23 protein-coding genes are annotated in these 24633 nt (G+C 63.8%); 14 read left to right on the plus strand and 9 right to left on the minus strand.

The window, feature by feature from the left end; all coding sequences use genetic code 11:
* Positions 1-109: 109 nt before the first annotated feature.
* A complete protein-coding gene (locus tag ACI0FO_RS23100) occupies positions 110-1153 on the minus strand; it encodes a Fe(3+) ABC transporter substrate-binding protein (RefSeq protein WP_416030519.1) in 1044 nt (347 codons plus the stop codon).
* A 266-nt stretch (positions 1154-1419) separates the two neighbouring features.
* Here ACI0FO_RS23100 and ACI0FO_RS23105 point away from each other — a divergent pair, with 266 nt between their 5' ends.
* Positions 1420-2196 (plus strand): ferredoxin--NADP reductase, encoded by a 777-nt coding sequence (locus tag ACI0FO_RS23105; RefSeq protein ID WP_006222211.1) that lies wholly within the window; start codon positions 1420-1422, stop codon positions 2194-2196.
* A 100-nt stretch (positions 2197-2296) separates the two neighbouring features.
* Here the strand turns inward: ACI0FO_RS23105 and ACI0FO_RS23110 are convergent, their stop codons facing one another.
* From ACI0FO_RS23110 to ACI0FO_RS23120, 3 genes are read right to left on the minus strand one after another with little or no spacing between them, the layout of a single operon-like run.
* Positions 2297-3262 (minus strand): Bug family tripartite tricarboxylate transporter substrate binding protein, encoded by a 966-nt coding sequence (locus tag ACI0FO_RS23110; protein WP_416030522.1) that lies wholly within the window; start codon positions 3260-3262, stop codon positions 2297-2299.
* A 39-nt stretch (positions 3263-3301) separates the two neighbouring features.
* Positions 3302-3691, minus strand: a complete 390-nt coding sequence (locus ACI0FO_RS23115) for an AtuA-related protein (protein WP_416030524.1) — start codon at positions 3689-3691, stop codon at positions 3302-3304.
* Positions 3688-5046 carry an acyclic terpene utilization AtuA family protein gene (locus tag ACI0FO_RS23120; RefSeq protein WP_416030526.1) on the minus strand — a complete coding sequence of 453 codons (1359 nt, stop codon included), beginning with the start codon at positions 5044-5046 and terminating at the stop codon, positions 3688-3690. The genes ACI0FO_RS23115 and ACI0FO_RS23120 overlap by 4 nt, the downstream gene beginning before the upstream one ends.
* Before the next feature lie 97 nt (positions 5047-5143).
* Between ACI0FO_RS23120 and ACI0FO_RS23125 the strand changes: the two genes are divergently transcribed.
* From ACI0FO_RS23125 to ACI0FO_RS23145, 5 genes are all read left to right on the plus strand, one after another.
* A complete protein-coding gene (locus ACI0FO_RS23125) occupies positions 5144-6058 on the plus strand; it encodes a LysR family transcriptional regulator (protein ID WP_416030528.1) in 915 nt (304 codons plus the stop codon).
* Between the two features lie 109 nt (positions 6059-6167).
* Positions 6168-6554: a Rid family detoxifying hydrolase gene (locus tag ACI0FO_RS23130; protein ID WP_105558228.1), complete on the plus strand. Its 387-nt coding sequence runs from the start codon at positions 6168-6170 to the stop codon at positions 6552-6554.
* Positions 6555-6593: 39 nt separating this feature from the next.
* On the plus strand, positions 6594-8684 hold the full coding sequence (gene recG / locus ACI0FO_RS23135) for an ATP-dependent DNA helicase RecG (protein ID WP_416030530.1): 2091 nt from the start codon (positions 6594-6596) through the stop codon (positions 8682-8684).
* A gap of 82 nt (positions 8685-8766) precedes the next feature.
* On the plus strand, positions 8767-9717 hold the full coding sequence (locus ACI0FO_RS23140; protein ID WP_105558226.1) for a LysR substrate-binding domain-containing protein: 951 nt from the start codon (positions 8767-8769) through the stop codon (positions 9715-9717).
* Between the two features lie 150 nt (positions 9718-9867).
* Complete coding sequence (locus tag ACI0FO_RS23145; protein WP_416030532.1) at positions 9868-10368, plus strand: Dps family protein; 501 nt, start codon at positions 9868-9870, stop codon at positions 10366-10368.
* Between the two features lie 54 nt (positions 10369-10422).
* On the opposite strand, the gene ACI0FO_RS23150 is transcribed toward ACI0FO_RS23145, so the two are convergent.
* Positions 10423-11046 carry an RBBP9/YdeN family alpha/beta hydrolase gene (locus ACI0FO_RS23150; protein ID WP_416030534.1) on the minus strand — a complete coding sequence of 208 codons (624 nt, stop codon included), beginning with the start codon at positions 11044-11046 and terminating at the stop codon, positions 10423-10425.
* Positions 11047-11316: 270 nt separating this feature from the next.
* Between ACI0FO_RS23150 and ACI0FO_RS23155 the strand changes: the two genes are divergently transcribed.
* From ACI0FO_RS23155 to ACI0FO_RS23175, 5 genes are all read left to right on the plus strand, one after another.
* Positions 11317-12444 carry a branched-chain amino acid ABC transporter substrate-binding protein gene (locus ACI0FO_RS23155; RefSeq protein WP_105558206.1) on the plus strand — a complete coding sequence of 376 codons (1128 nt, stop codon included), beginning with the start codon at positions 11317-11319 and terminating at the stop codon, positions 12442-12444.
* A 220-nt stretch (positions 12445-12664) separates the two neighbouring features.
* The gene (locus tag ACI0FO_RS23160; protein WP_315132143.1) at positions 12665-13366 is read left to right on the plus strand and encodes a response regulator; all 702 of its coding nucleotides are present in this window, start codon (positions 12665-12667) and stop codon (positions 13364-13366) included.
* Complete coding sequence (locus ACI0FO_RS23165; RefSeq protein ID WP_416030537.1) at positions 13359-14666, plus strand: ATP-binding protein; 1308 nt, start codon at positions 13359-13361, stop codon at positions 14664-14666. The genes ACI0FO_RS23160 and ACI0FO_RS23165 overlap by 8 nt, the downstream gene beginning before the upstream one ends.
* A 140-nt stretch (positions 14667-14806) precedes the next feature.
* A complete protein-coding gene (locus ACI0FO_RS23170) occupies positions 14807-15907 on the plus strand; it encodes a serine hydrolase domain-containing protein (protein WP_416030538.1) in 1101 nt (366 codons plus the stop codon).
* A gap of 56 nt (positions 15908-15963) precedes the next feature.
* Complete coding sequence (locus ACI0FO_RS23175) at positions 15964-16866, plus strand: MipA/OmpV family protein (protein WP_416030540.1); 903 nt, start codon at positions 15964-15966, stop codon at positions 16864-16866.
* A gap of 123 nt (positions 16867-16989) precedes the next feature.
* Here the strand turns inward: ACI0FO_RS23175 and ACI0FO_RS23180 are convergent, their stop codons facing one another.
* The 4 genes from ACI0FO_RS23180 to ugpB form a co-directional block, all read right to left on the minus strand.
* A complete protein-coding gene (locus ACI0FO_RS23180) occupies positions 16990-18078 on the minus strand; it encodes a sn-glycerol-3-phosphate import ATP-binding protein UgpC (RefSeq protein WP_105558203.1) in 1089 nt (362 codons plus the stop codon).
* A 46-nt stretch (positions 18079-18124) separates the two neighbouring features.
* Complete coding sequence (gene ugpE, locus ACI0FO_RS23185) at positions 18125-18976, minus strand: sn-glycerol-3-phosphate ABC transporter permease UgpE (protein ID WP_105558202.1); 852 nt, start codon at positions 18974-18976, stop codon at positions 18125-18127.
* 21 nt (positions 18977-18997) lie between these two features.
* A complete protein-coding gene (ugpA, locus tag ACI0FO_RS23190) occupies positions 18998-19879 on the minus strand; it encodes a sn-glycerol-3-phosphate ABC transporter permease UgpA (protein ID WP_416030542.1) in 882 nt (293 codons plus the stop codon).
* Between the two features lie 201 nt (positions 19880-20080).
* Entirely contained in the window at positions 20081-21394 is a 1314-nt protein-coding gene (ugpB, locus tag ACI0FO_RS23195; RefSeq protein ID WP_416030544.1) for a sn-glycerol-3-phosphate ABC transporter substrate-binding protein UgpB, read from the minus strand.
* Between the two features lie 194 nt (positions 21395-21588).
* Between ugpB and proC the strand changes: the two genes are divergently transcribed.
* From proC to ACI0FO_RS23210, 3 genes are all read left to right on the plus strand, one after another.
* A complete protein-coding gene (proC, locus tag ACI0FO_RS23200) occupies positions 21589-22422 on the plus strand; it encodes a pyrroline-5-carboxylate reductase (RefSeq protein ID WP_416030545.1) in 834 nt (277 codons plus the stop codon).
* A complete protein-coding gene (locus tag ACI0FO_RS23205) occupies positions 22419-22973 on the plus strand; it encodes a queuosine precursor transporter (protein WP_416030547.1) in 555 nt (184 codons plus the stop codon). Before proC ends, ACI0FO_RS23205 begins: the two co-directional genes overlap by 4 nt.
* A gap of 442 nt (positions 22974-23415) precedes the next feature.
* Entirely contained in the window at positions 23416-24531 is a 1116-nt protein-coding gene (locus tag ACI0FO_RS23210) for a high-affinity branched-chain amino acid ABC transporter substrate-binding protein (protein WP_105558197.1), read from the plus strand.
* Positions 24532-24633: the final 102 nt, after the last annotated feature.

The following is a 24633-nucleotide window of genomic DNA, read 5'->3' on the forward strand; positions in this document are numbered from 1 at the left end:
TCAAAGTCGATTGCATCAAAGGCAAGGCCTGTTCCCCCGGGAAACAGGGGAACAGGCCCAATACTGCCGCAGGGTCGCGCCACGCCGGGGCGTGGCGGCCGGGGGCTTATCAGTTGTCGAAACCGACCTTGTCCACCAGTTCGCTGGCTTGCTTGCGGTGTTTGGCGATTTCGGTCAGGGGCAGCGGATCCACCTTCAATTCGCCAAAGCTGGCGATCACGGGGTCCAGCTTCACGCCCTTGCGGACGGGATACTCATAGTTGGCCTGGGCATACAGGGCCTGGGCGGGTTCGGACACCAGGAAGTCCAGCAGCTTGATCGCGTTGGCCTTGTGCGGCGCATGGGCGGCAACGGCTGCGCCGCTGACGTTCACGTGCGTGCCGCCGCTTTTCTCATTGGCGAATGTGGGACGGATGACCTTGATGGCGTCGCCCCACTTGCGGCTGTCCGTGCCGGGTTCTGCATTTTTCATGTGGCCGACGTAGTACGCATTGGCCAAGCCGATGTCGCAGATGCCGCCCAGGATGTCGCGCGCCACGTCGCGGTCGCCGCCAGCGGCCTTGCGCGCCAGGTTGGCCTTGACGCCGCGCAGCCACTTTTCAGTCGCTTCCGCGCCGTCATGCGCGATCATCGACGCGACCATCGCGGTGTTGTAGGGGTGTTGGCCCGAACGGATGCATACCTTGCCCTTCCACTTGGGGTCGGCCAGGTCTTCGTAGCGGAAGGATTCCAGTTTCAGGTCTTTTTCGACATACAGCACGCGGTCGCGCAGCGACAGCGCGAACCACTTGCCGTCGGCGCCGCGCAGATTGGCGGGAATTACCGATTCCAGCGTCTGGGACTTGATCGCTTGCGTCACGCCGCCGTCCACCAGGTCCAGCAGGTTGCCGATATCCACGGTCATCAGCACGTCGGCAGGCGACTTGGCGCCTTCCGCCTTGACGCGTTCCAGCAGGCCGTCCTTGACGAAGACGGTGTTGACCTTGATGCCGCTTTCCTTAGTGAAGGCATCCAGCAGTGGCTGGATCAGCTTGGGTTCCCGGGTGGTGTACAGGCTGACTTCTTCAGCGGCGTTGGCCGAAATAGCGAAGGCGGCGGCGCCAGCCAGCGCCAGGGCGCGAAGCAGCGAATTCAATTGGGGACGCTTGGTCATGTCGGGAACTCCGGCTAGGGCAGCAACGGGGGGAAAAGCCGCGAAATGCAAGGCTTCCCGGTGCTTAAAACAGTCTGCTAACGAAAACGATTATCAACTGAGAACGCGACGATAACAGGAAGCGAAAGACCGTTCAACTGCTGGTAAGGCATAGGATCCAATGCTTGATCCCTATCAATACGGCATAAGCGTATTACGGAATAATGAGAGCAATTCCTATCAAGACCTTGTAGAATAGGGCTAACCCTAATATTTCCGACTACGACATGGCTGCTTTCAACACTGAGCGCGTACTTAGCGTGCACCACTGGAACGACACCCTGTTTTCCTTTACGACGACGCGTGACGCGGCCTTGCGGTTCCACAACGGCCACTTCGTCATGATCGGCCTGGAGGTTGAAGGCAAGCCGCTACTGCGGGCCTACAGCATCGCCAGCGCGAACTACGAAGAAAACCTCGAGTTCCTCAGCATCAAGGTGCAGAACGGCCCGCTTACGTCGCGCCTGCAGCACTTGAAAGAGGGCGACACCATCCTGGTCAGCCGCAAGCCGGTGGGCACGCTGGTGGTCGACGACCTGAAGCCTGGCAAGCACCTGTTCCTGTTTGGCACCGGCACCGGCTTGGCGCCCTTCATGAGCATCATCAAAGACCCGGACATCTACGAACGCTTCGACAAGGTCATCCTGGTCCATGGCGTGCGCTGGGTCAGCGAACTGGCCTACGCGGACTTCATCGAAAAAGAACTGCCGAACAACGAATTCTTCGGCGATGTCGTCCGCGACAAGCTCGTGTACTACCCGACCGTCACGCGCGAACCGTTCCGCAATCAGGGCCGCATTACGGAACTGATGGAAAACGGCAAGCTGTGCGAAGACATCGGCATTCCGCAAATCAACCCGGAAACCGATCGCGCCATGATTTGCGGCAGCCCGCACATGCTGGCCGATATCAGCGCCATGCTGGACAAACGCGGCTTTGTCGTGTCGCCCGGCGTGGGCCAGCCCGGCGACTACGTAGTGGAACGCGCTTTCGTGGACAAATAAGCCACGAACGCTCTTCCGCAACAAAAAACCCATCGCGTGTGCGATGGGTTTTTTGCATTCAGGGCACGACGGTCAAAGGGCCGGCGCGCCTCATACCCGATTATTCAGGCTGGATCCCGGCCTTCTTGATGATGTCGCCCCATTTCTTCGATTCCGCCTGTTGGAATGCGGCCAGTTCGGCTGGCGTGGAAGTGGCTGGCTCGGTTCCTGTCTGCGCATAGAACTGCTGGGCGGGCTTGGTCTTGCTGGCGTTGACCAGCAGCTCGTTCAGGCGCTTGATCACGTCGGGCGGCGTGCCAGCGGGCGCATAGGCCGCAAACCAGTAACCCATCTCGTAGTTCGGCACGCCGGCTTCGGCGATCGTGGGAACGTCGGGCGCTAGCGGTGAGCGGGCTAGGCCCGTCACACCCAGGGCGCGCAGCTTGCCCGACTTGACCTGGGGCAGGCCGGTTGCCGTATCGGTGATCATCATGTCGATCTGTCCGCCCAGCAGGTCGGTCACGGCCAGCGGATTGCTCTTGTACGGCACATGCAGCAGTTGCACGCCGGCCATCTGTTGGAGCAATTCGCCCGCGATCCGGCTGCTGGAGCTGCCGCTGCCAAAACTCAGCTTGCCTGGCGATTGCTTGGCTTGCGCCAGGAACTCGCCCACCGTCTTGGCCGGGGAATTTGGATTGACCACCATGATCTGGCCACCCTTGCCCAACAGCGAGATCGGGGCGAAGTCCTTCACCGGCTGGTACGTCAACGACTTGTACAGGTGCTCGTTAGCGGCATGCGTGGTGTTGGTGGTGATCAGCACCGTATAGCCGTCTGGCGCGGCGCGGGCACCGGCCGCAGCGCCGATCATGGCGCTGGCGCCAGGTTTATTCTCGATCACGACGGCCTGTCCGGTCTGCTCCGTGACGCCCTGGCCGATGGCGCGGCCGATCTGGTCGGTCGCGCTACCGGCCGCGAACGGCACGATGAAGGTGATGGGCTTGGCCGGAAAGTTCTGGGCCAGTGCCGTCAGCGGCAGAGCGGCGGCCAGCAAGAGGGCCAGCCGGCCCTTGGATGAAATGCGCATGTCGTGTGTCTCCTGTGGTCTTTTTTATAGGGGGATGTGTCAGGCGGCCGCGGGACGGTCGCCGGGTATGTCTGGCAGGCGGCGGGCCAGGTCTGCGCCGACCTCCACCGTCAGGTCCAGCAATCGGAACGACAGGCTTTTGCCGTGCGTGTCCAGATTCAGGGCGTCGTTCACGCCGCCATCCAGTACGCCTTCCAGCACGAAATTCATGGCGTGCAGCGTGGGCAGCAGGTAGCGGGTGACGCGGGTAGGGTGCCGGTAAGCGAACCACGCGGCCACGCGGGCTTCGGTGACCTGCTCGGCCAACACCGCATAGCATTCGGGGTCCCAGGCGATCAGGCTGAGATTCGAGATGTCGCCTTTGTCGCCCGAACGGCTGTGGCCCAGCCGGTACAGCGGCACGGATAGCGTGTCGGTGTTGCGGGTCATGGCGTGATGTCCTCCAGGAAGTTCCAACCGCTTTGCACGGCATCGCGGGCAATGGTGCAGGACACCATGTTCAGGCGCGGCCGCAGCGCGGTACGGACGCCGCCGCCGCCGGCCGGGCCGCAGGTGTATAGCGCGGTCACTTCGCGCAAGATGCGTTCAGCCTGGGCGCGGTCGGCGTGTTCGCCGGCCAGCCGCAGCCGCACATCGCGGGCCAGCGTGTCGGGCTGCGCGCGACGCATTTCACCCGCGTCGTCGCCCAGGATGCTGATGGCGCCAATCAGGTCGGCGCGCAGCTTGAACCCGGCGCCCAGGCGCTTTTGCACGATGTCCGCGGCAAGGCGGGCGCGTGCTTCGGCTTGCACGCCGGCATACGAGATCTCGGCTTCGGCCAGCCAGCCGCCGCGATAGCACACGTTCACTTTCAATTCGGGCGGGCGCGCATGGCCGGTGATGCCTTGCACGGCCACGCGGTTGTTGCCCAGTTCGACGACGCGCGCCTGGCTCAAGTCGGCCACGACATCGGGCGTCAGGTAGCGGGCGGGATCATGGACTTCGTACAGCAACTGTTCTTTCACGGTGCGGGCGTCTACCGCACCGCCGGTCTCGGCGGCTTTGCCAATGACGAATTCGCCGTCGGCATGGATTTCGGCAATGGGGAACCCGGCGGCGTGCACGTCGGGCACTTCTTTCAGGCCGGGCACGCAGAAGTAGCCGCCCGTGACCTGCAAGCCGCATTCCAGCATGTGGCCGGCCATCGTGGCACGGCCCAGGCGGGGCCAGTCCGTTGCATCCCAGCCGAAGTGCGCCATGGCGGGGCCCAGCGTCAGCGAAGGGTCCGCCACACGGCCCGCGACGACAATCTGCGCGCCCGCGGACAGGGCCTGCGCGATTTCCGTCGCACCCAGATAGACGGTTGCGCTGACGATCTCGTGGCCCGCCAATGCCGCGCCCAGGCGTTCCCGCAACAAGGCACGCTGCGCCGCCGTGTCCAGGGCGTCGCCATGCACCACCGCGATGCGCGGGACGGGAAGGCCTTGCTCACGCGCAATCGCGGCAATGCGCCGGGCCGCAGCTTGCGGATTGGCCGCGCCGAAATTGCTGACGATGCGAATACCGTGGCGCAGGCAGTCCGCCAGTATTGGCGAAACCAACTCGTCCAGCAGTGGCTCGTAGCCGCGGCTGGGGTCTTCGTTGCGTGCCAATTGGGCCAGCGCAAGCGTGCGTTCGGCCAGTGTTTCGAAAATCAAAGTGCCGCCGCCCCGGGCGGCCAGCGTGCGCACCACGGCGGCGGCGCCGTCGCTGCGATCGCCGGAGAATCCGGATGCGCAGCCGATGAGCAGGGGAGATTGAGGCATAAGGGGTCCAGTCGGGCCGAGGGGCGTCGGGGTCACTATAGGCATACGAGGTTAATCAGTAAAATAGAAAGATCAGATCAATTAATAGAAAAAAGCCATGAATTTATCTGCCCGGCAATTGCGCGCGTTCGTCGCGCTGGCGGACGAACGGCATTTCACGCGGGCCGCCCAGCGTTGCCACCTGACGCAACCCGCGTTCAGCGCCTTGATCCGTTCGCTGGAAGACAGCGCCGGCCTGAAGCTCTTTGACCGCAACACGCGGCATGTCGAGCTGACTGCTGAAGGCCGGGTGCTGGACGCCTCCGCGCGCCGTCTGCTGGCGGATATGGACCTGGTCATGGAAGACCTGCGCGACCACGCTGCCCGCCGTCGCGGCCGGGTGGCGCTGGCGGCGTTGCCATCGCTTGCGGCCGGTTGGCTGCCCGGGCTGCTGGCCCGCTTCAGCCAGGAACATCCCGGCATCGTCCTGGACTTGCGCGACGGCTTGCTGGATCCCTGCCTTGACATGGTGCAAAGCGGCCAGGTCGATTTTGCCGTGGCGTCCCGCCGGCCGGACATGACGGACCTGGACAGTGAGTTTCTGCATGCCGACCGCTATTTCCTGGTGTGCCGGGCCGACCATGCCCTAGCCGCGCAAAGCCAGGTACGGCTGCGCGACATCGTGCGCCATCCCGTTATTCAACTTGCGCGTGGCAGCAGTGTGCGCAAACATCTGGACGAGGCGCTGGGCGCCGACGCGCCGCCGCCCGTGTTCGAAGTCGAACATCTGGCCACCGTGACCGGACTGGTGCGGGCGGGCCTGGGTGTCTCGGTCGTGCCAGCCATGACGCTATTTCATTTCCGCAGCGACGACCTGCGCGTGGTGCCGCTGGCCGGCCGCGCGCTGACGCGGCCGCTATACCTGGTTCAACGCAAGGGCCGCAGCCTGTCGGTGGCCGCCCAGGCGCTGTATGCGCTGCTGATCGCACATCGGGGCGATATCGGCGGCGCAGGCCATCAGGCAGACTCGTGAAACGCGGAAAGAGGGCATCCCTGCGTCATCCGGCCACTTTCGCAAAAGTCTATTGCTGTTTAAACTCCGATAGTTGTAGCTTCTATCCGTCACCTGAAGGATTCCGCCCATGAGCAAGCAAATCATCCATACCGACGCCGCGCCCGCCGCCGTTGGCCCTTACTCGCAAGCGGTTGCCGTTAGCGGCACCAAGACTGTCTATCTCTCCGGCCAGATCGGCCTGGAGCCGGGCACGGGCGATCTGGTCTCTGAGAACTTCGACGCGCAAGTGCGTCAGGCTTTCGCCAACATGCAGGCCGTGATTACCGCCGCAGGCGGCACGCTGGATAACGTCGTCAAGCTGACGCTGTTCCTGACCGACCTGGGCAAGTTCACCGCCGCCAACTCCATCATGGCCGAAATCATCCCGCAGCCGTTCCCGGCGCGTTCGACCATCGGCGTGGCCAGCCTGCCCAAGGGCGCGCAGTTCGAAGTCGAAGCCATTCTCGTCCTGTAAGGCACACCCGGACTTACGATCCCAGGGGTTCGTACCTTCATGCCGGCCGCGGCCGTGGCTTCCAAGCGACCCGGCGCCGATAACAAAGGCGCCGGGAAACCGCTGACGGATACCGAGCGCAAGCTCCGTAACCTGGGCCTGGTGCTGCCCGAGGACTTCGTGCTGCATCTGCCGTTGCGCTACGAAGACGAAACCCGCGTCATTCCAATCAGCGCCCTGCGCCCCGGTTTTTCGGGCCAGGTCGAAGGTGAAATCACCAAATCCGAGGTGCTGTATCGGCCCCGGCGCCAACTTACCGCCACGCTGGCGGACGAAACCGGCGAACTCCAATTACGCTGGCTGAATTTCTATCCCAGTCAACAAAAGCAAATCACCGTGGGCAAGCGTCTGCGCGCCCGGGGCGAAGTGCGCGGCGGGCTATTTGGCCGTCAGATGGTGCATCCCCGCATGACCAATGCGGATGCGCCGCTGCCTACCGCCTTGACGCCGGTCTACCCCACCACGGAAGGTTTGCCGCAACTGACCCTGCGCCGCGCCATCGCGCAGGCGCTGGACCGCGCCGACCTTTCCGACACCCTGCCGGATGAGGCCCGCCAGCGCTACGATCTGCCGCCATTCGAGCCGGCCATTCGCGCGCTGCATACGCCGGCCCAAGGCGAATCCGAACAGGCCTTGCTGGACCGTGTCCATCCCGCCTGGCGCCGCATCAAGTTCGACGAACTGCTGGCGCAGCAGTTGTCGCTGGCCGCCGCCCGCGCCGCGCGCCGTGTCAAGGAATCGGAGTCGCTGCCGATCCGTACCGAGCCCGGCGGGCTGGTGGCCAAGCTGTACGCCAACCTGCCGTTCAAACTGACCGGCGCGCAAGAGCGCGTGGTGCAGGAAATTTCGGCCGATCTCGCCAAGCCGTATCCGATGCATCGCCTGCTACAGGGCGACGTTGGCAGCGGCAAGACCGTCGTCGCGGCGATCGCGGCGGCGCAGGCCATCGCCGGCGGTACCCAGGTTGCGCTGATGGCGCCTACCGAAATCCTGGCCGAACAGCATTTCCGCAAACTGGTGTCATGGCTGCAGCCCTTGGGCGTCAACGTGGCGTGGTTGAGTGGCAGCCTGACGGCCAAGGCGCGCCGCGAAGCCGCCGCGGCCGCGGCGGACGGCAGCGTGCAACTGGTGGTCGGTACGCAGGCCCTGATCCAGGATCATGTCGAATTCCATCGGCTGGGGCTGTCGATCGTCGATGAGCAGCATCGTTTCGGGGTTGGGCAGCGCCTGGCGCTGACCAAGAAAGGCGAAACCGCGCGTGGGCGCTTCGTGCCGCATCAGCTGAACATGAGCGCCACGCCGATTCCCCGCACGCTGGCCATGACGTTTTTCGCCGACCTGGACGTGTCCGTCATCGACGAATTGCCGCCCGGGCGCACGCCCGTGCTGACCAAGCTGGTTTCCGATGCGCGGCGCGAAGAAGTCATCGCGCACGTCGCGCAAGCCGCACGCGGCGGCCAGCAGGCATATTGGGTTTGTCCGCTGGTTGAAGAGAGCGAAGCGCTGGAGTTGCAGACCGCTGTCGACACCTATGAAGGCATGCGCGTCGATCTGCCCGACTTGCGCATCGGTCTGGTACATGGCCGTTTGCCCCAGGCCGAAAAGGCGGCTGTCATGCAGGCGTTCCGCGACGGCGAGGTTGACTTGCTGGTGGCCACGACCGTTATCGAAGTGGGTGTCGACGTGCCCAATGCGTCGCTGATGGTCATCGAGCACGCCGAACGCTTTGGCCTTGCCCAACTGCATCAGTTGCGGGGCCGGGTAGGGCGGGGCACCGCCGAATCCGTTTGCGTGCTGCTGTATCAAACCCCCTTATCCCAAATCGCGCGCGAACGCCTGCGCGCCATGTTCGAAACATCCGACGGATTCGAAATCGCCCGACGCGACCTCGAACAACGCGGCCCGGGCGAATTCCTGGGCACGCGCCAGTCCGGCATGGCGCTGCTGCGCTTTGCCGACCTGGAAACCGATGCCGCGATTGCCGAAGACGCCCGCGACGCCGCGAGTTGGCTGCGCGCCGAGCATCCCGCGGCTGTCGAGGCGCACCTGGCGCGCTGGATGCGCGGCCGCGAAGACTTCTTGCGGACGTGACGCCATGCCGTCCATTCTTAACCTGAATCATTCCAGCGCCGGCCGCCAGGCTTGCGCGCAACCCCCGGGGGCGTAGTCCACCATGACTCTCACCGAACTCAAGTACATCGTCGCTGTCGCGCGCGAACGGCATTTCGGCCGGGCGGCCGAGGCCTGTTTCGTCAGCCAGCCGACGCTGTCCGTCGCGATACGCAAGCTGGAAGACGAGCTGGGCGTGACGCTGTTCGAACGCGGCGGCGCCGAGGTCGGCGTGACGCCGATCGGCCAGCGCATCGTCGCGCAAGCGCAGAAAGTCCTTGAAGAAAGCGCCAGCATCAAGGAAATCGCGCGTCAGGGCCACGACCCGCTGGCCGGCCCCTTGCGCGTCGGCGTCATCCACACGATCGGGCCGTACCTGCTGCCCAAGCTGGTGCCGGTGCAGATCGGCCGCACGCCGCAGATGCCGCTGCTGTTGCAGGAGAACTTCACCGTTCGGCTGGTGGAGCTGCTGCGCCAAGGCGAAATCGATTGCGCCATCATGGCCTTGCCCCTGCCCGAGGCCGGCCTGGTCATGCAGCCGCTCTACGACGAACCGTTCATCGTCGCGGTGCCCAACGACCATGAACTCGCCCAGCGCAAATCCATCGATGCCCAGGACCTGAAACAGCAGACCATGCTGCTGCTGGGCAGCGGCCACTGTTTCCGCGACCAGGTGTTGGAAGTCTGCCCCGAGTTGTCCCGGTTCTCGGCGGCCAGCGACGGCATCCAGCGCACCTTCGAAGGATCTTCGCTGGAAACCATCCGCCATATGGTGGCGGCAGGCATCGGCGTTACCGTGCTGCCGGTCACGGCCGTGCCTGAGCATCCACCCAGCAACAGCCTGCTGACCTACCTGCCGTTCGACGGCCATGTGCCTGAGCGCCGCGTGGTCCTGGCGTGGCGCCGCAGCTTCCCTCGCCTGGCCGCAATCGAAGCCTTGGCGCAGGCCGTCTATGAATGCGAACTCCCTGGCGTGAAGATGCTGGTGGATGAGGCGGCAGCCGTCCAGGATTGATATTTTGATGCCTGGCGCCACGCCGCGAGAAGACAGTTTGAGCCGCGTCAAAGCGAGGCGGCGCGAACCGGAAAAACGCGTGTGCGCCGCATCAATTCGTCGTGTTTGCAGTGATATCCTTTCTTCGTACCTATCCAACAGGAGCTAGCAATGGCCAAGTCCACCAAGAAGACCCCGAGCGTTCCGCGCATCAACATCGGCATTTCGGACAAGGACCGCGCCGCCGTCGCCGGTGAGCTGTCCAAGCTGCTGGCCGACTCGTACACGCTGTACCTGATGACGCACAACTTCCACTGGAACGTCACGGGGCCCATGTTCAACACGCTGCACCAGATGTTCATGACCCAGTACACGGAAGAGTGGAACGCGCTGGACAGCATCGCTGAACGCATCCGCGCCCTGGGCCATTACGCGCCGGGGACCTACCGCGAATATTCCAAGCTGTCGTCCATCGCCGAGCCCGAGTCGGTGCCGGAGGCGCTGGACATGGTGCGCCTGCTTGTCAGCGCCAACGAGTCCGTCGCCAAGACGGCCCGCTCCGCTTTTGAAAAGGCCGATGCGGCGAACGATCAGCCCACGGCCGACCTGCTGACGCAGCGCCTGGACGTGCACGAAAAGAACGCCTGGATGCTGCGTAGCCTGCTGCAATAATCGCGGCGCGCCGCCGGGCATGCAGGGCGCGGCTGCGCCCTGCGCTTGCCCGGATTAACGGTGAAACGGCAACGCCCGCGGGTCAGGCACGCCGCAAACGGGCACGGGTGGAATCCGCTTGGCCGGGGTCGGAATACGCCAAGAGGCGCGGCGGCGCAGGGCGCCGAATATCTTCAGGCCCTGGGGCCAATCGGCCAGGCCGCTTTCGGCATTGATGTGCCCCGCGCCGGAAAGCACGACGACCCGGCTGCCCCAGTCCTGAGCGAAGGCACGTGCCCGCTCCAGGCGGCAATAGGGGTCGTTGTCGCTGGCGATTACCACGCTTTGGAACGGTAGGGGCTGGCGCGCGATGGGGGCGAACCCCCGCAAGCAGGCCGGCGCGTCCGGCGATTCCACATCCGCCGGGGCCACCAGCAGGGCGCCGGCGACCTTTGCCCGCAACGGGACGGGCAGCGCGGCGCTGATCAGGCAGCCCAGGCTATGGGCGATCAGCAGCACGGGGCTGCGGGCCTGGTCGACTTCTGCCGCCAGGGCCGCGATCCATTCGGGCGCCGCCGGGTTTTCCCAGTCGCGCTGCTGGACGCGTACCGCGTGGGGCAGTAGCGTCACCCAGCGTGATTGCCAGTGGTCCGGTCCGGAGTTTTTCCATCCGGGGACGATGATCGGTTGGAGTCTCATGGCGGCCATCATGCCGCGAGGCCCTAGTAACTCAAACGAATAAATCGTCTTTTGCATATATGGCGCCGGGTATAAAGCGGGGCTTATGCGCGATGCGGCACCCACGCACCCGGAAGGTGCCGGAAGTCGGGCCGGATAGGCTCCAAATACAGGGATTTTTCAGTGTATGCTTGCCGTGCACATGCACAGTAACCGAGCGTGACCACATCAGTTTCCGGCGTCCGCCCGGTTCAAAAACCAACGATTACAAGCGATTAGAGGAGTCCACTCATGAAGCCAGTATTTCGTCTGACCCCGGTCATTGCGGCGCTGGGAGTCGCCGCTGGCCTGACGTTTGCGGCGGGAGCGCAAGCGCAAACCATCAAGATCGGCGTGGTGGGCCCCACCACTGGCGCCGTCACGCAGTATGGCGATATGGTCCGTGAAGGCGTGGACACCGCTGTCGAGCGCATCAACGCCGCCGGCGGCGTGAATGGCAAGAAGCTGGAAACCGTCGTGATCGACGATGGCTGCGAACCCAAGCAGGGCCCGGTCGCCGCCAACCGCGTGGTCAACAGCAAGATCGGATTCGTGGTGGGCCACGTGTGCTCGGGCGCGACCATCGCCGCTGCGGACATCTATAACAATGAGGGCGTCGTCATGGTGACGCCTTCGGCCACGGCGCCGGCGCTTACCGACGGCAAGAACTACGAGTTCATCTTCCGCACGATCGGCCGCGACGACCAGCAAGGTCCCGCCGCCGCCAAGTTCGTGCTGGAAAAGATCAAGCCGAAGAAGGCCGCCGTGCTGCACGATAAGCAGTCGTATGGCCAGGGCATCGCCACGGCCGTCAAGAACGACCTCGAAAAGGGCGGCGTGCCGGTCGCCGTGTTTGAAGGCATCAATGCCGGCGACAGCGACTATTCGGCCGTGATCACCAAGCTGAAGAGCCAAGGCGTCGATTTCGTCTACTACGGCGGTTACCACCCTGAAATGGGTCTGCTGCTGCGCCAGGCAGCCGAGCAAGGCGTAAAGGCCAAGTGGATGGGTCCGGAAGGCGCGGGTAATCCCGACATCAACGCCATCGCGGGCGACGCCGTCGAGGGCATGCTGCTGACGCTGCCGGCGGATTTCACCCAGAATGCCGCCAACGCCGACATCGTCAAGTCGTTCGAAGCCAAAAAGCGCAACGCCGGCGGCGCCTTCCAGATGACGGCCTACACGGCCACCCAGGTCATCGCGGACGGCATCAAGGGCGCGGGCTCTGACGACCCGACCAAGGTCGCCAAGTACCTGCACGCCAATTCCTTCGACACGCCGATCGGCAAGGTGTCGTGGAACAAGCAGGGCGACCTGACGAACTTCTCGTTCGACGTGTTCACCTGGCACAAGGACGGTTCCAAGACCGTCTATAAGTGATGCCCCGGCGGGCCGGGAGGCAATAGCCCCACGGCCCGCGGCATCGGATGCGGACACGAAAGCGTCCGCATGACCGCCGGGCCGGAAGCCATAGACTTCCGGCCCGGTTTTGCATTGGCGCGACGCCTGCCGGGAACCGGACCGCCGCCGCGGTGTCGAACGGCCGGCTCCCCGCACGCGAAGGCGTTGCGGCCCCTAGACCTACTCTTGTTCGAATCTTATGACCAAGGCCTTGCTAGTCGAAGACGATCCCAAACTGTCGCGCCTGATCGCGCAGTTTTTGGAACAACACGGGTTCAACGTCGCCCAGGCCTACCGTGGCGACCACGCCGTGGAGGCGTTTCGCCGCCACGACCCGGCGATCACCATCCTGGACCTGATGCTTCCCGGGCGCGACGGGTTGCAGGTGTGCCGTGACCTGCGCGCGTTCTCGTCCGCGCCCATTCTGATGCTGACTGCGCGCGAGGACGACCTGGACCAGATTCTGGGGCTGGAGTCCGGCGCTGACGATTACGTCATCAAGCCCGTCGAGCCCCGCGTCTTGCTGGCGCGGATCCGCGCGCTGATGCGGCGCCATAACCAATTGGACGAGCCGCCGGAGCACCTGGAGTTCGGGCCGCTCACCATCGACCGGCGCACGCGGGCTGTCGTCCATGCCGGCGTCGAAGTCGACTTGACGACCATGGAGTTCGAAATGCTATGGGCGCTGGCTAGCCAGGCCGGCCAGGTGCTGACGCGCGACGACCTGCTGAATGCGGTGCGCGGCATCGAGTTCAACGGGCTGGACCGCAGCGTGGACGTCTGCGTCAGCAAGCTGCGCCGCAAGCTGGATGACGACCCGCGCGATCCGGCGCGCATCAAGACCGTGTGGGGCAAGGGCTATCTGTTCTCGCCCAAGGCACACGAGGGTGGTGATGCTTAAGTTTGTCCTGCGGCTCTTCGTGGTGCTGGCGATCGGTTTCATCATTTCCAACGAAGTGGTCGACCGGACCGCCAACTACTTCTTCGAGCCGGTTAACGTGGCCTATACGCGTGAAGCGGTGCGCGGGCAGCTGCATAGCCTGACGCAGGAGCTGTCGCGCGTGCCGCCCGACGCGCGGCGGGACTATGTGCGCGACAAGCTGGCGCAGCATTACGGCTTGACCCTGCGGGTGATGGACCCGTCGGAATACAACGACCCCGAGTTCGCACTGACGGACGATGAGCGGCGCACGATCGAAGCGGGTGGCTTCTTCATGCGCGACAAGCTGAACATCTTCGTCACGGGCATACCTGGCGAAGGCGCGCAATGGCTGCACGTCAGGCTGCCTCCGGAACCGCCGATCGGCCCCTGGGTGATCGCCGCGATCTATTCCGCGCTGGGGCTGCTGCTGTGCGCATTCATGCTGGTGTGGGCGTTGCCGATCTGGCGCGACCTGGAGGCGCTGAAGACCGCCGCGCAGCGCATGGGGCAGGGCGACTTGCAGGCGCGGGCGCGGTTGTCGCGCCATTCCAGCATCCGCAACCTGGGCGATACCTTCAACCAGATGTCCGACCGCATCGGCGCGCTGATCAGCAATCAGCGCGACCTGACCAACGCCGTGTCGCACGAACTGCGCACGCCGATCGCCCGGCTGTCTTTCGAGCTGGACATGATCGACCGGGAAGCGGATCCGGAAGCCCGCAAGCGCCTGGTCGAAGAAATGAAGAGCGATGTGGCGGAATTGGACGGCATGGCGTCCGAGCTGCTGATGTATGCGCGCCTGGAGCACAAGAGCGACGATGTGGTGCTGCGGGCGCTGGATGCGCGCGGGTGGCTGGATTCCGTGGTCCAGCATGCCGCTTACGAGGCCGGGGTGTCCGGCGTGCATTGCGTCGTGTCGCAATGTGACGTGACCGAGGTGAGGCTGCATCAGCGCTACATGACGCGGGCGCTGTTGAACCTGCTTCAAAATGCCATTCGCCACGCGGGCGGCCGCGTGCAGGTTGGGCTGACCAGTCCGGCGCCGCAGGAATACGTGCTGACGGTGGATGACGACGGTCCGGGCGTGCCGCCCGTCGACCGTGAACGCATTTTCGAGCCCTTCATCCGCCTGGATGAAAGCCGCGACCGCGGCACAGGGGGCACGGGCTTGGGCCTGGCCATTGTCAGCCGGGTCGCAAGGTGGCATAACGGCACGGCGCTTGCCACCGACAGCCCCTTGGGCGGCGCGCGGTTTGTCATCAGCTGGAAGGCGGCCTGAGACCCGGCGGAGGCAGGCGTAAAGAAACTTCACAAAGCGCCCTCCGAATCTTCACAAACTCCATACAAAGCGGGAAAGATCCAAGCCTGGCCCGTGGATAGCATGGCGGCATTCTCCTTGAAGAGGGTGTGCCGCACGCCATGTTTTCTCTTAGTCGCCTGGTTGCCATCGGGGCGTTGATCTTGGCTGCTGGCGGGTGCCAGCATCTGCCGCCTGCCGCGCCGCCCGCCATCGCCAAAGGCGACTATGACGCAGTCCTGGGCTATCTGGAGCAGCGCATCCCATACGACATGGGAAAGCACAAGGTGCCGGGCCTGTCGATCGCGATCGTGGACGACCAGCGCGTCGTCTGGAGCACGGGCTTCGGCTACGCGGACCCGGTGCGGCATCGGAACGCCACCAGCGACACGCTATATCGGGTAGGCGCCATCAGCAAGCTCGTTACGGCGGCCGGGGTGTTCCGGGCCGCGGACGACGGCAGCCTGCTGCTTGATGCGCCCGCGGGCGAGGGCTTGCCCGATTGGCATGTCCGACCCCGTGGCCACGCCATGCAATGGCTTGGGGCAGACCCTTACACCGCGCGCAATCTGTTGACCTTGCATCCGGCCACTCTGGAAGACACGATGGGCCGCGCCCGGGCCGACATGGCCTACGCCGTGCTGGGCGACATGGTCGCGCACGCCGCCAGAGAGCCGTTGGACGCCTATGTGCGCCGCACGATTCTGCAACCCTTGAACATGCCGCGCGCGGGCTACCAGGCGCATGCCCGCATGCTTGAGCTGCGCGCTGCGGGATACCGGCGTGGCATGCCCTGGGCCGAAACCCCACAGCCCAACGAGGCCGCCGACGGCTTGTGGATGAGCACGTCTGAAATGGCGCGCTTTTCTAGCATGTTGTTCGCCGGCGGGGTGTTCCGCGGCGCGCGGGTGCTGAAAGACGACTCGGCCCAGGCCGTCCTGAATCTGGAAACGGTTGCGGGCGCCAGTCTGGGCCTGAGCTGCCGGCTGGCGCTGTCGTGGCTGGCCGCGCCCTGTGGCGACGACCTCGTCGAGGCCGCCTACCTGCACGAGCACAGCGGCGCCACCGAAGCCTTCCACGCCCGCTATCTGCTTGCGCCGCAAGACAAGCTTGCCGTGTTGGTGATGAGCAATTCCGACACGGGCGAGCCGGTGGTGGCCGCTGTCTCGACGCTGGCCATGCGTTTGATGCGGCAAGCCAAGCAAGGCGCCGACGCGCTCTGATTTTTATCCGGCGGGCGCGCCGCGTCTGCCGTCAATCTCGTTTCCTGGATGCTGTTATGAAGCGATTCTCTTCCATGTCTTTTGTTCCGCGCCGCGTGGCCATCGCCAGTCTGCTCGTCGCCATGCCAGGCCTGTCGGCGGTCGCGGCCGATCTTACGGTTGCGGAGGTCGGTTCGGTTTACGGACAGCGAGGCGCAAGCTCGCGGGGCTTGACGGTGGCGACGGGCCAGGACCGCCCGGAAGGGCAATGGACGTTCTACGGCACGGCGGGCGTGGGCTATGCGCCGCGATACAGCGGCAGCGACGAAAGTTCGGCCGTTCCTATCGTGGGGCTGGGCGTGCGCGGCCCGCATGGCTTCTTCCTGGGAACGGATCATGGCCTGGGTTGGGAGACGCAGGCGCTGGACAGTACTTTCCGCTTCTATGTGGCGCCCAGCGCGTCGCGCAAGGACCATAAGAAGGGCTTCCAGGGGTCGGACAAACTGCGTGGCATGGGCGACATCAAAAGCCGCGCGCAGATCGGCATGGACGCGGAAACCGCGCTGGGGCCGGTCGTGCTGTCCGCAACGGTGGCGCACGCGTTCAAAAAGGGCGACGACCGTGACGTGGGCAGCGCCTATACGATGTTCAATCTGGGCGCCAGCACGACGGTGTATGAAGGTTCGGCGGGCTCGGTGTCGCTGGCCTTGAGCGGCACACTGGGCGACGGCAACTATATGCGCACATGGTATGGCGTCAGCGATCGCCAATCGGTGAAATCCGGCTATCGCCGGTACAACCCCAAGGGCGGCTTGGAAAGCGTTGGCCTGGGTGCCACATGGACATTGCCGGTCAGCGAATCGTGGTCCTGGTCGGTCGCCGCCGAAGCCCGCCGGCTATTCGGCGACGCCGCCGACAGCCCCATCGTCAAAGCGCGCAACCAGTACACCATCGGGACCATGGTGACGTACACGTACTAGCGTAAAAAAGGTTCGCCCCCAAGCGGGGGCGAATTCTGGCAACGGGGCAGGGCAGTCGGCGTGGGGTCGTCGTCGTAGGTTCGTCGTCGTGAACTCGCCGGCCCATCCCGGGGCTGGCGCGGTTTACAGGCCCTGTACGCGGCGGCCGGTGTCGGCTTCGAACCAGTGCAGCGGGTGGCGGCCGTCCGGGCCCACGTTGACGCGGTCACCCACCTTGGCGGACGACTCGGACAATTGGCGGGTGGTGCAGCGGACGACCAGCGTGGTCTTGCCGCAGCGGCAATGGACCAGTTGTTCGGAGCCCAGCGTTTCGACCATTTCGACTTCGGCCGGCACGCCCTGCGTGTTCAGCAGCATGTGTTCGGGCCGCATGCCCATGATGATCTTGCGGCCGCGCACCTGGGACGGCACCTGCAGCGGCGAGATTTCCAGCGCCATGCCGTCGGTGGTCTGCACGGTGCCGTCGCCAGCCACCTGCACTTCCATCAGGTTCATCGGGGGCGAGCCAATGAAGCCGGCCACGAAGGTCGAGGCGGGTTTTTCGAAGACTTCCATCGGGGTGCCGATCTGCTCGGGCACGCCCTGGTACATGACGATCATGCGATGGGCCAGCGTCATAGCCTCGACCTGGTCGTGCGTCACGTACAGGCTGGTGGTGCCCAGGCGGCGATGCAGCTTCATGATTTCAAGGCGCATCGCCACGCGCAGCTTGGCGTCCAGGTTCGACAAGGGTTCGTCGAACAGGAACACCTTGGGTTCGCGCACGATGGCGCGGCCCATGGCGACGCGCTGGCGCTGGCCACCGGACAGCGCGCGGGGGCGACGGTCCAGCAGGTGGCCCAGTTCAAGAATCTGCGCGGCGATGTCCACGCGCTTCTTGATCTCGTCCTTGGAGAACTTGCGGATCTTCAAGCCATAGGCCATGTTCTCGAACACGGTCATGTGCGGGTAGAGCGCGTAGTTCTGGAACACCATCGCGATGTCGCGTTCAGCGGGTTCCAGGGTGTTGACCACCTTGTCGTCAATCACGATGTCGCCGCTGGTGACGGATTCCAGGCCGGCGACCATGCGCATCAGCGTGGATTTGCCGCAGCCGGATGGGCCGACGATGACGATGAATTCGCCGTCTTTGACATCCATGTCGATGCCATGGATGACCGGCACGTTGCCGGCATAGGTTTTCTTGACGTTACGGAAGCTGAGAGTAGCCATGTTTATTCGTGTTCGGAGTCGTGTTCGGGTGGGCGCGGCGTGGGGGTCATTTTTCAGTGTCGACCAGACCCTTGACGAACCATTTCTGCATCAGGATGACGACGAGCGCCGGCGGAATCATGGCCAGCATGGCGGTGGCCATGGTGATGTTCCATTCGGTCACGCTGTCGCCGCCGCTGATCATCCGCTTGATGCCGATGACGACGGGGTACATGTCTTCCTGCGTGGTGATGAGCAGCGGCCACAGGTACTGGTTCCAGCCGTAGATGAACTGGATCACGAACAGGGCGGCGATGCTGGTCTTGGACAGCGGCAGCAGGACATCGAAGAAGAACCGCACGGGGCCCGCGCCGTCGATGCGCGCGGCCTCGATGAGCTCGTCCGGCACCGTCAGGAAGAACTGGCGGAACAGGAAGGTGGCGGTGGCCGACGCAATCAGCGGCAAGGTCAGGCCAGCGTAGCTGTTGAGCAGGCCCAGGTCGGCCACCACTTTGTAGGTGGGCGCGATGCGGACTTCAACGGGCAGCATCAGCGTGACGAAGATCATCCAGAAAAAGAACATGCGGCCGGGAAAGCGGAAGTACACGACCGCGAAAGCCGACAGCAGCGAGATCGCGATCTTGCCGATGGAAATCGACAGCGCCATGATCAGGCTGACGTACATCATGCGGCCCACCGGCGCGCCCGACGAACCGCCGGACGAGCCGCCAAACAGCGCCTGCATGTAGTTATCGACAAAGTGCGGACCGGGGATCAGCGACATCGGCGCTTGCGCCACTTCTTGCGCGGTCTGGGTCGACGCGACGAAAGTGATGTAGAGCGGAAATGCCACCATCGCCACGCCGCAGAGCAGAATGACGTGGGCCAGAATATCCAGCCAGGGACGGCGTTCAACCATTGTTATTAGCCTCGAACAAAATCAGTACTGCACTTTGCGGTCGACGTAGCGGAACTGTACGACCGTCAAGGCAACCACAATGAACATCAGGATCACGGACTGAGCGGCGGACGAACCGAGGTCCAGGCCGCGGAAGCCGTCGCTGTACACCTTGTAGACCAGGATCGACGTCGATGTGCCGGGACCGCCTTGCGTGGTGGTGTCCACGACCGCGAAGGTGTCGAAGAAGGCATAGATGATGTTGACCACCAGCAGGAAGAAGGTGGTGGGCGACAGCAGCGGGAACACGATGCTCCAGAAGCGGCGCGACGGGCTTGCGCCGTCGATCGCGGCGGCTTCGATGAGCGAACGCGGGATCGATTGCAGGCCGGCCAGGAAGAACAGGAAGTTGTACGAGATCTGCTTCCAGACGGCGGCGACCAGCACCAGCATCATGGCCTGGTTGCCGTCCAGCCGGGGGTTCCAGTCCACGCCGGACTTGCGCAACGCAACCGCCAGGATGCCGACGGAAGGCGAAAACATGAACAGCCACAGCACGCCGACGACGGCGGGCGCCACGGCGTAGGGCCAAATCAGTAGCGTCTTGTAGAGTCCTGCGCCGCGGATCACGCGGTCGGCCATGACGGCCAGCAGCAAGGACACGCCAAGGCCCACGACCGCCACCAGCACCGAGAAGACGGCGGTGACGCGGAAGGAATCGAGGTAGGCCTGTTGCGAAAACAGTTCCATGAAGTTGTCGAGTCCGACGAACTCGGACGACAGGCCAAAAGCATCTTCCAGCCGCATGGACTGCCACATGGCTTGTCCGGCAGGCAGGAAAAAGAAGACCACGGTAATGATCAACTGCGGCAGCAGCAGCAGATAGGGCAAGGTCTTGTGCCCGAATACAACGCGTTTTTCCATAGGGGGAACCCAAGGTACAGAAAAGCGGCGGTTGGATTAACCGCCGCTTGAAACCGCTTTCATAAAAATACGATAGGCTTAAAGCCCTAAAAAAACCAGGGCTTTAAGCCTTGCGTTTGCAACCGATCGTGCCGCTAAGTGCTTGTCACTGCATGAAAAACGCTGGGTGATAAGCAACCGGGCGGCGCGCCGGAAAGGGCGCTACTTTACACTCTTCTCGAACTTCTCCAGCAACTCGTTGCCGCGCTTGACGATGTTCTCGGCGCCATCCTTGGCGGCGACCTTGCCGGACACGATGCGTTCGATTTCAGCGTCTTCGATTTCACGGATCTGCGGCAGGAAGCCCAGGCGCAGACCGCGGGATTGCGCGGTGGTTTCCACGTTCAGTTGCTTCACGCCGACTTCGGTGCCCGGGTTCTTGTCATAGAAGCCGTCTTTCTTGGTCAGTTCGTAGGCGGCCTTGGTGACCGGCACATAGCCCGTCTGCTGGTGCCAGCGGGCGGCGATTTCCGGGCTGGCCAGGAACTTGAAGAACGCGGTCACGCCCTTGTAGGTTTCCGGCTTCTTGTTGGCGAAGACCCACAGCGAAGCGCCGCCGATGATCGTATTTTGCGGCGCGCCTTGCACGTCGGCGTAATAGGGCACGGTGGACGTGCCGAATTCGAACTTGGCGTTCTTGGCGATGTTGGCGCGCAAACCGGACGAACCGGTGATCATGGCGCACTTGCCGCTGATGAACAGCGAGTTCGGCTCGTCGCCGCGGCCGCCGTACATGAAGATGCCTTCCTTGCCCAGCTTGGCCAGGTTTTCCAGGTGGCGCACGTGCAGGGGGGTATTGATGGCGATGCGGGAATCCAGGCCGCCGAAACCGTTGTCCTTGGTGGCATACGGCACGTTGTGCCAGGCCGAGAACGTTTCCAGCTGGACCCACGACGGCCACGAGGTCGTGTAGCCGCATTCCTGGCCGGCGGCCTTCAGCTTCTGGCCGGCGGCGGCCAGCTCTTCCCAGGTCTTGGGCGGCTTGTCGGCGTCCAGGCCCGCCTTCTTGAAGGCGTCCTTGTTGTAGTAGAACACCACGGTCGAGCTGTTGAAGGGCATCGATACCAGCTTGCCGTCGGCCGACGAGTAGTAGCCCGCGACCGCGCCGATGAATTCCTTCGGATCGATCGGGTTGCCGACTTCTTCGGACATCTGCTGCACCGGCTTGATGGCGCCCTTGGCGTACATCATGGTGGCGGTGCCGACTTCGAACACCTGGAGGATGTCCGGGGCGTTGCCGGCGCGGAACGCGGCGATGCCGGCGTTCATGGACTCACCGTAGTTGCCCTTGTAGATTGCCTTGACCTGGTAGTCAGGGTTCTTCTTGTTGAATTCGTCCACCAGACCATTGACGCGGTCGCCCAGGGCGCCTTCCATCGAGTGCCAGAACTGGATCTCGGTGGCGGCATGCGCGGAGGCGCCTGCGAATGCCGTCATGATGGCGGCGAAGGTTAAAGCAATACGATGGGATCGCATGGTGAGGTTTCCTCCAGTTGGGCGTGTTGCAGCCGGGTTGTCCGGGCGCAGAAAACACGACACCTTATGAATTGTTTGTGACAAAACCGTGACTTTCACATCACTCTAAACGCCTGTCAAATTGCGCGTTTCAGGCGCGAACGAACATTTTCTTTTTTTTCCCCAACGAAGCTGACCGTTTACAATGCCTGGCTATGAAAAACGAACTTTCGATTGCGTTCATTGGCGGCGGCAATATGGCGGCTGCCCTGGCATCCGGACTGGCTGGCAAAGTATGCCCCGCCGGGAACATCCATGTCATTGACATAAACCAGGATGGCCACGCTGCCTGGCAGGCCCGCGGCATGACCACCGCGACGGCCCCCGACGAAGCCCTGGCGCGGTGCCGCGTATGGGTGTTCGCAGTCAAGCCACAGAACATGAAAGCCGTTGTGGCTTCTACGCGTCAGTGGTTGCGGGATGACACCTTGGTGGTAAGCGTGGCGGCGGGAATCCGCGCCGAGACGCTGGCGGACTGGCTGGGCACGCCCGGCGCACCGTTCAAGCGCCTGGTTCGTTGCATGCCGAACACGCCGGCCCTGGTAGGCGCCGGCATCACCGGCCTGGCCGCGCTGGATGGCGTGAGCGAGGCCGACCGTGAACTGGCGGCGACGCTGCTGGCCAGCGTAGGGCAGGTGGTCTGGGTGGCGGACGACGCCGCGTTGGACGGCGTGACCGCGCTGTCGGGCAGCGGGCCGGCTTATGTGTTTCTTTTCCTGGAAGCGCTGGTGGCCGGCGGCTTGAAAGTCGGGTTGACCGAAGCGCAGGCCAAGCAACTGGCGCTGGGCACGTTGGCGGGCGCCACGAAGCTGGCGGCGGAATCCCCCGATGCCCTGTCGGTGCTGCGCGAGCGGGTCACGTCCAAGGGCGGCACCACGGCCGCGGCGCTGGCCGCGTTCGGTCAAGCGGGATTCGCCGGCATTGTTGAAGACGCCATGGCCGCTGCGGCACGCCGTTCGCGCGAGCTGGCCGAGGAGTTCGGTAAATGAACGTGGCAAGCCGGGGCTTTCCCGCCATGAGCCGCCTGCAGTTCGGCATTGCCGTGCTGTGCATGCTGCTGGTGGTGGTGGGTTCCAACATCCTGGTCCAGGTGCCGCTAAACGACTGGCTGACTTGGGGCGGCCTGTCGTATCCGGTGGCCTTCCTGGTGACCGACGTGCTGAACCGCCGCTTTGGCCCGGCCGCCGCGCGGCGCGTGGTGTGGTTCGGCTTTGCCGCGGCGCTGGTGGTGTCGTTCTGGGTGGCGTCGCCGCGCATCGCGCTGGCATCGGGCCTGGCCTACATCTGCGCCCAACTGGTCGACATCCAGGTCTTCGACCGGTTGCGCGACCAGCGCTGGTGGCGCGCCCCGCTGGTGTCGGGCGTGCTGGGCGCGATCCTGGACACTGCCGTGTTCTTCAGCGTGGCGTTCGCCGCCACCGGCGCGCCGTGGACGACATGGATGATCGGCGACCTGGCAATCAAGTTGGTGGTCAATATCAGCATGCTGGCGCCGTTCAGGGCGCTAATGTGGAACCTGGCCCGGCCCGCCAACGCCTGATCCAAACGCGGCCATGGCGCCAAAAAAAGCGCGCATCACGGCGAATTCGGCGCCGGATGCGCGTTTTTTTATTAATGCGGTCGGCATTATCCGTAAGGCCTGCGTAAGCACTGTAGTTAAATGCGATTTCGAACGGCGTATTAATGATTTTTCATATAACGCCCCAAGCACAAAAGCTTGTTGGATGCCAATAGATAACTAAGGCAAATTTGCGATTTATCCAGCGAATTCATGGCCTTGTGGCAGTGATCCGTCACGATTAAAGGTTGCCACGAAAATATTGGGGATTACACGCAGTGACAGTATGGCGGCTTGCTTCCAGAATACCGCCCACACCGTGTTTTTGCCCAAGAAGCCGGCGACGCGCGATACGGATTGCGGGGTACCCACCCGATAAACCGTTTCGATCAGAGCCGCTCAAAACCTCGCTGGAGAACTCCGCATGAAGTTTCTGAATCGCCTTACCCCGGTTGCCATGGCGCTTGGGGCACTTGCCTTGGCTGGCGCCGCGCACGCTGCCGACACGATCAAGATCGGCATTCCCCAGCCCATGACCGGTCCCAACACACAATACGGCGACCAGATCCAGGCCGGCGCCTTGACCGCCATCGAAACCATTAACGCCAAGGGCGGCGTGAAGGGCAAGAAGCTTGAACCGATCCTGATCGACGACGGCTGCGAACCCAAGCAGGCCGTGCCGGCCGCCAACCGCGTGGTCAACTCCGGCGCCAAGTTTGCCGTGGCCCATGCGTGCTCGGGCGTGACGGTGGCCGCGGTCAAGGTCTACGAGGAAGAGGGCATTGTCGGCATCACCCCCGGCGCCACGTCGCCGCTGGTGACGGACACCATCAAGCCGCATTATTTCTTCCGCACGATCGGCCGCGATGACCAGCAAGGTCCCTATGCCGCCTCCTACATCGCCAAGACGCTGAAGCCGCAGAAGGTCGCGGTGCTGCACGACAAGCAGACCTACGGTTCGGGCGTGGCCACCCAGGTCAAGGACGCGCTGGCCAAGCAGAACGTCAACGTGGCCCTGTTCGAAGGCATCAACGTCGGCGACAGCGACTATTCGGCCATCATCACCAAGCTGAAGTCCGCAGGCGTGGACCTGGTCTATTTCGGCGGCTACCACCCCGAACTGGGCCTGCTGTTGCGCCAGGCGCGTGAACAGGGCCTGAAGGTCCAGTTCATGGGCCCCGAAGGCACGGCCAACCAGGATCTGGTGGCCATCGCCGGTCCGGCCATCGACGGCTTGCTGGTGACGCTGCCGGCCGACTTCACCAAGTTGCCCGGCAACGAGGGCATCGTGAAGGCCTTCAAGGACGCCAAGCGCGATCCGGACGGCGCCTTCCAGATGCCGGCATACGCCGCCGTGCAGATTCTGGCCGACAGCATCAACGCCGTGGGCGAAGACCCCGCCAAGGTCGCGGACTATATGCACAAGACCACCTTCAATACCGGTATCGGCAAGGTTGAGTACGATGCCAAGGGCGATTTGAAGAACTTCGAATTCGCCGTTTACAAATGGGACAAGAACGGAAAGAAGACCCAGCTGTAAACTCGCGATCCCGCCGGCACGGTGCCGGCGTGTAGGGCCTGCCGTTCTCGTTGTGCCGTAATCCGCGTAGCGATGCGCCAAAAGCGCTGTGCGGCCGGCATA

The organism is Achromobacter marplatensis (genome assembly GCF_049060505.1).
Lineage (GTDB): Bacteria > Pseudomonadota > Gammaproteobacteria > Burkholderiales > Burkholderiaceae_B > Achromobacter > Achromobacter marplatensis_A.

Excerpts from the sequence above, each read along its gene's own strand:
- ugpA (WP_416030542.1), bottom strand. The coding sequence starts at position 19,879 with ATGGAAAAACGCGTTGTATTCGGGCACAAGACCTTGCCCTATCTGCTG.
- ACI0FO_RS23120 (WP_416030526.1), bottom strand. The coding sequence starts at position 5,046 with ATGCCTCAATCTCCCCTGCTCATCGGCTGCGCATCCGGATTCTCCGGC.
- ACI0FO_RS23145 (WP_416030532.1), top strand. The coding sequence starts at position 9,868 with ATGGCCAAGTCCACCAAGAAGACCCCGAGCGTTCCGCGCATCAACATC.
- ACI0FO_RS23175 (WP_416030540.1), top strand. The coding sequence starts at position 15,964 with ATGAAGCGATTCTCTTCCATGTCTTTTGTTCCGCGCCGCGTGGCCATC.
- ACI0FO_RS23155 (WP_105558206.1), top strand. The coding sequence starts at position 11,317 with ATGAAGCCAGTATTTCGTCTGACCCCGGTCATTGCGGCGCTGGGAGTC.
- proC (WP_416030545.1), top strand. The coding sequence starts at position 21,589 with ATGAAAAACGAACTTTCGATTGCGTTCATTGGCGGCGGCAATATGGCG.
- ACI0FO_RS23105 (WP_006222211.1), top strand. The coding sequence starts at position 1,420 with ATGGCTGCTTTCAACACTGAGCGCGTACTTAGCGTGCACCACTGGAAC.
- ACI0FO_RS23115 (WP_416030524.1), bottom strand. The coding sequence starts at position 3,691 with ATGACCCGCAACACCGACACGCTATCCGTGCCGCTGTACCGGCTGGGC.
- ACI0FO_RS23130 (WP_105558228.1), top strand. The coding sequence starts at position 6,168 with ATGAGCAAGCAAATCATCCATACCGACGCCGCGCCCGCCGCCGTTGGC.
- ACI0FO_RS23160 (WP_315132143.1), top strand. The coding sequence starts at position 12,665 with ATGACCAAGGCCTTGCTAGTCGAAGACGATCCCAAACTGTCGCGCCTG.
- ACI0FO_RS23125 (WP_416030528.1), top strand. The coding sequence starts at position 5,144 with ATGAATTTATCTGCCCGGCAATTGCGCGCGTTCGTCGCGCTGGCGGAC.
- ACI0FO_RS23205 (WP_416030547.1), top strand. The coding sequence starts at position 22,419 with ATGAACGTGGCAAGCCGGGGCTTTCCCGCCATGAGCCGCCTGCAGTTC.
- ACI0FO_RS23180 (WP_105558203.1), bottom strand. The coding sequence starts at position 18,078 with ATGGCTACTCTCAGCTTCCGTAACGTCAAGAAAACCTATGCCGGCAAC.
- ugpE (WP_105558202.1), bottom strand. The coding sequence starts at position 18,976 with ATGGTTGAACGCCGTCCCTGGCTGGATATTCTGGCCCACGTCATTCTG.
- ACI0FO_RS23150 (WP_416030534.1), bottom strand. The coding sequence starts at position 11,046 with ATGAGACTCCAACCGATCATCGTCCCCGGATGGAAAAACTCCGGACCG.
- ACI0FO_RS23170 (WP_416030538.1), top strand. The coding sequence starts at position 14,807 with ATGTTTTCTCTTAGTCGCCTGGTTGCCATCGGGGCGTTGATCTTGGCT.
- ugpB (WP_416030544.1), bottom strand. The coding sequence starts at position 21,394 with ATGCGATCCCATCGTATTGCTTTAACCTTCGCCGCCATCATGACGGCA.
- ACI0FO_RS23110 (WP_416030522.1), bottom strand. The coding sequence starts at position 3,262 with ATGCGCATTTCATCCAAGGGCCGGCTGGCCCTCTTGCTGGCCGCCGCT.
- recG (WP_416030530.1), top strand. The coding sequence starts at position 6,594 with ATGCCGGCCGCGGCCGTGGCTTCCAAGCGACCCGGCGCCGATAACAAA.
- ACI0FO_RS23165 (WP_416030537.1), top strand. The coding sequence starts at position 13,359 with ATGCTTAAGTTTGTCCTGCGGCTCTTCGTGGTGCTGGCGATCGGTTTC.
- ACI0FO_RS23210 (WP_105558197.1), top strand. The coding sequence starts at position 23,416 with ATGAAGTTTCTGAATCGCCTTACCCCGGTTGCCATGGCGCTTGGGGCA.
- ACI0FO_RS23100 (WP_416030519.1), bottom strand. The coding sequence starts at position 1,153 with ATGACCAAGCGTCCCCAATTGAATTCGCTGCTTCGCGCCCTGGCGCTG.
- ACI0FO_RS23140 (WP_105558226.1), top strand. The coding sequence starts at position 8,767 with ATGACTCTCACCGAACTCAAGTACATCGTCGCTGTCGCGCGCGAACGG.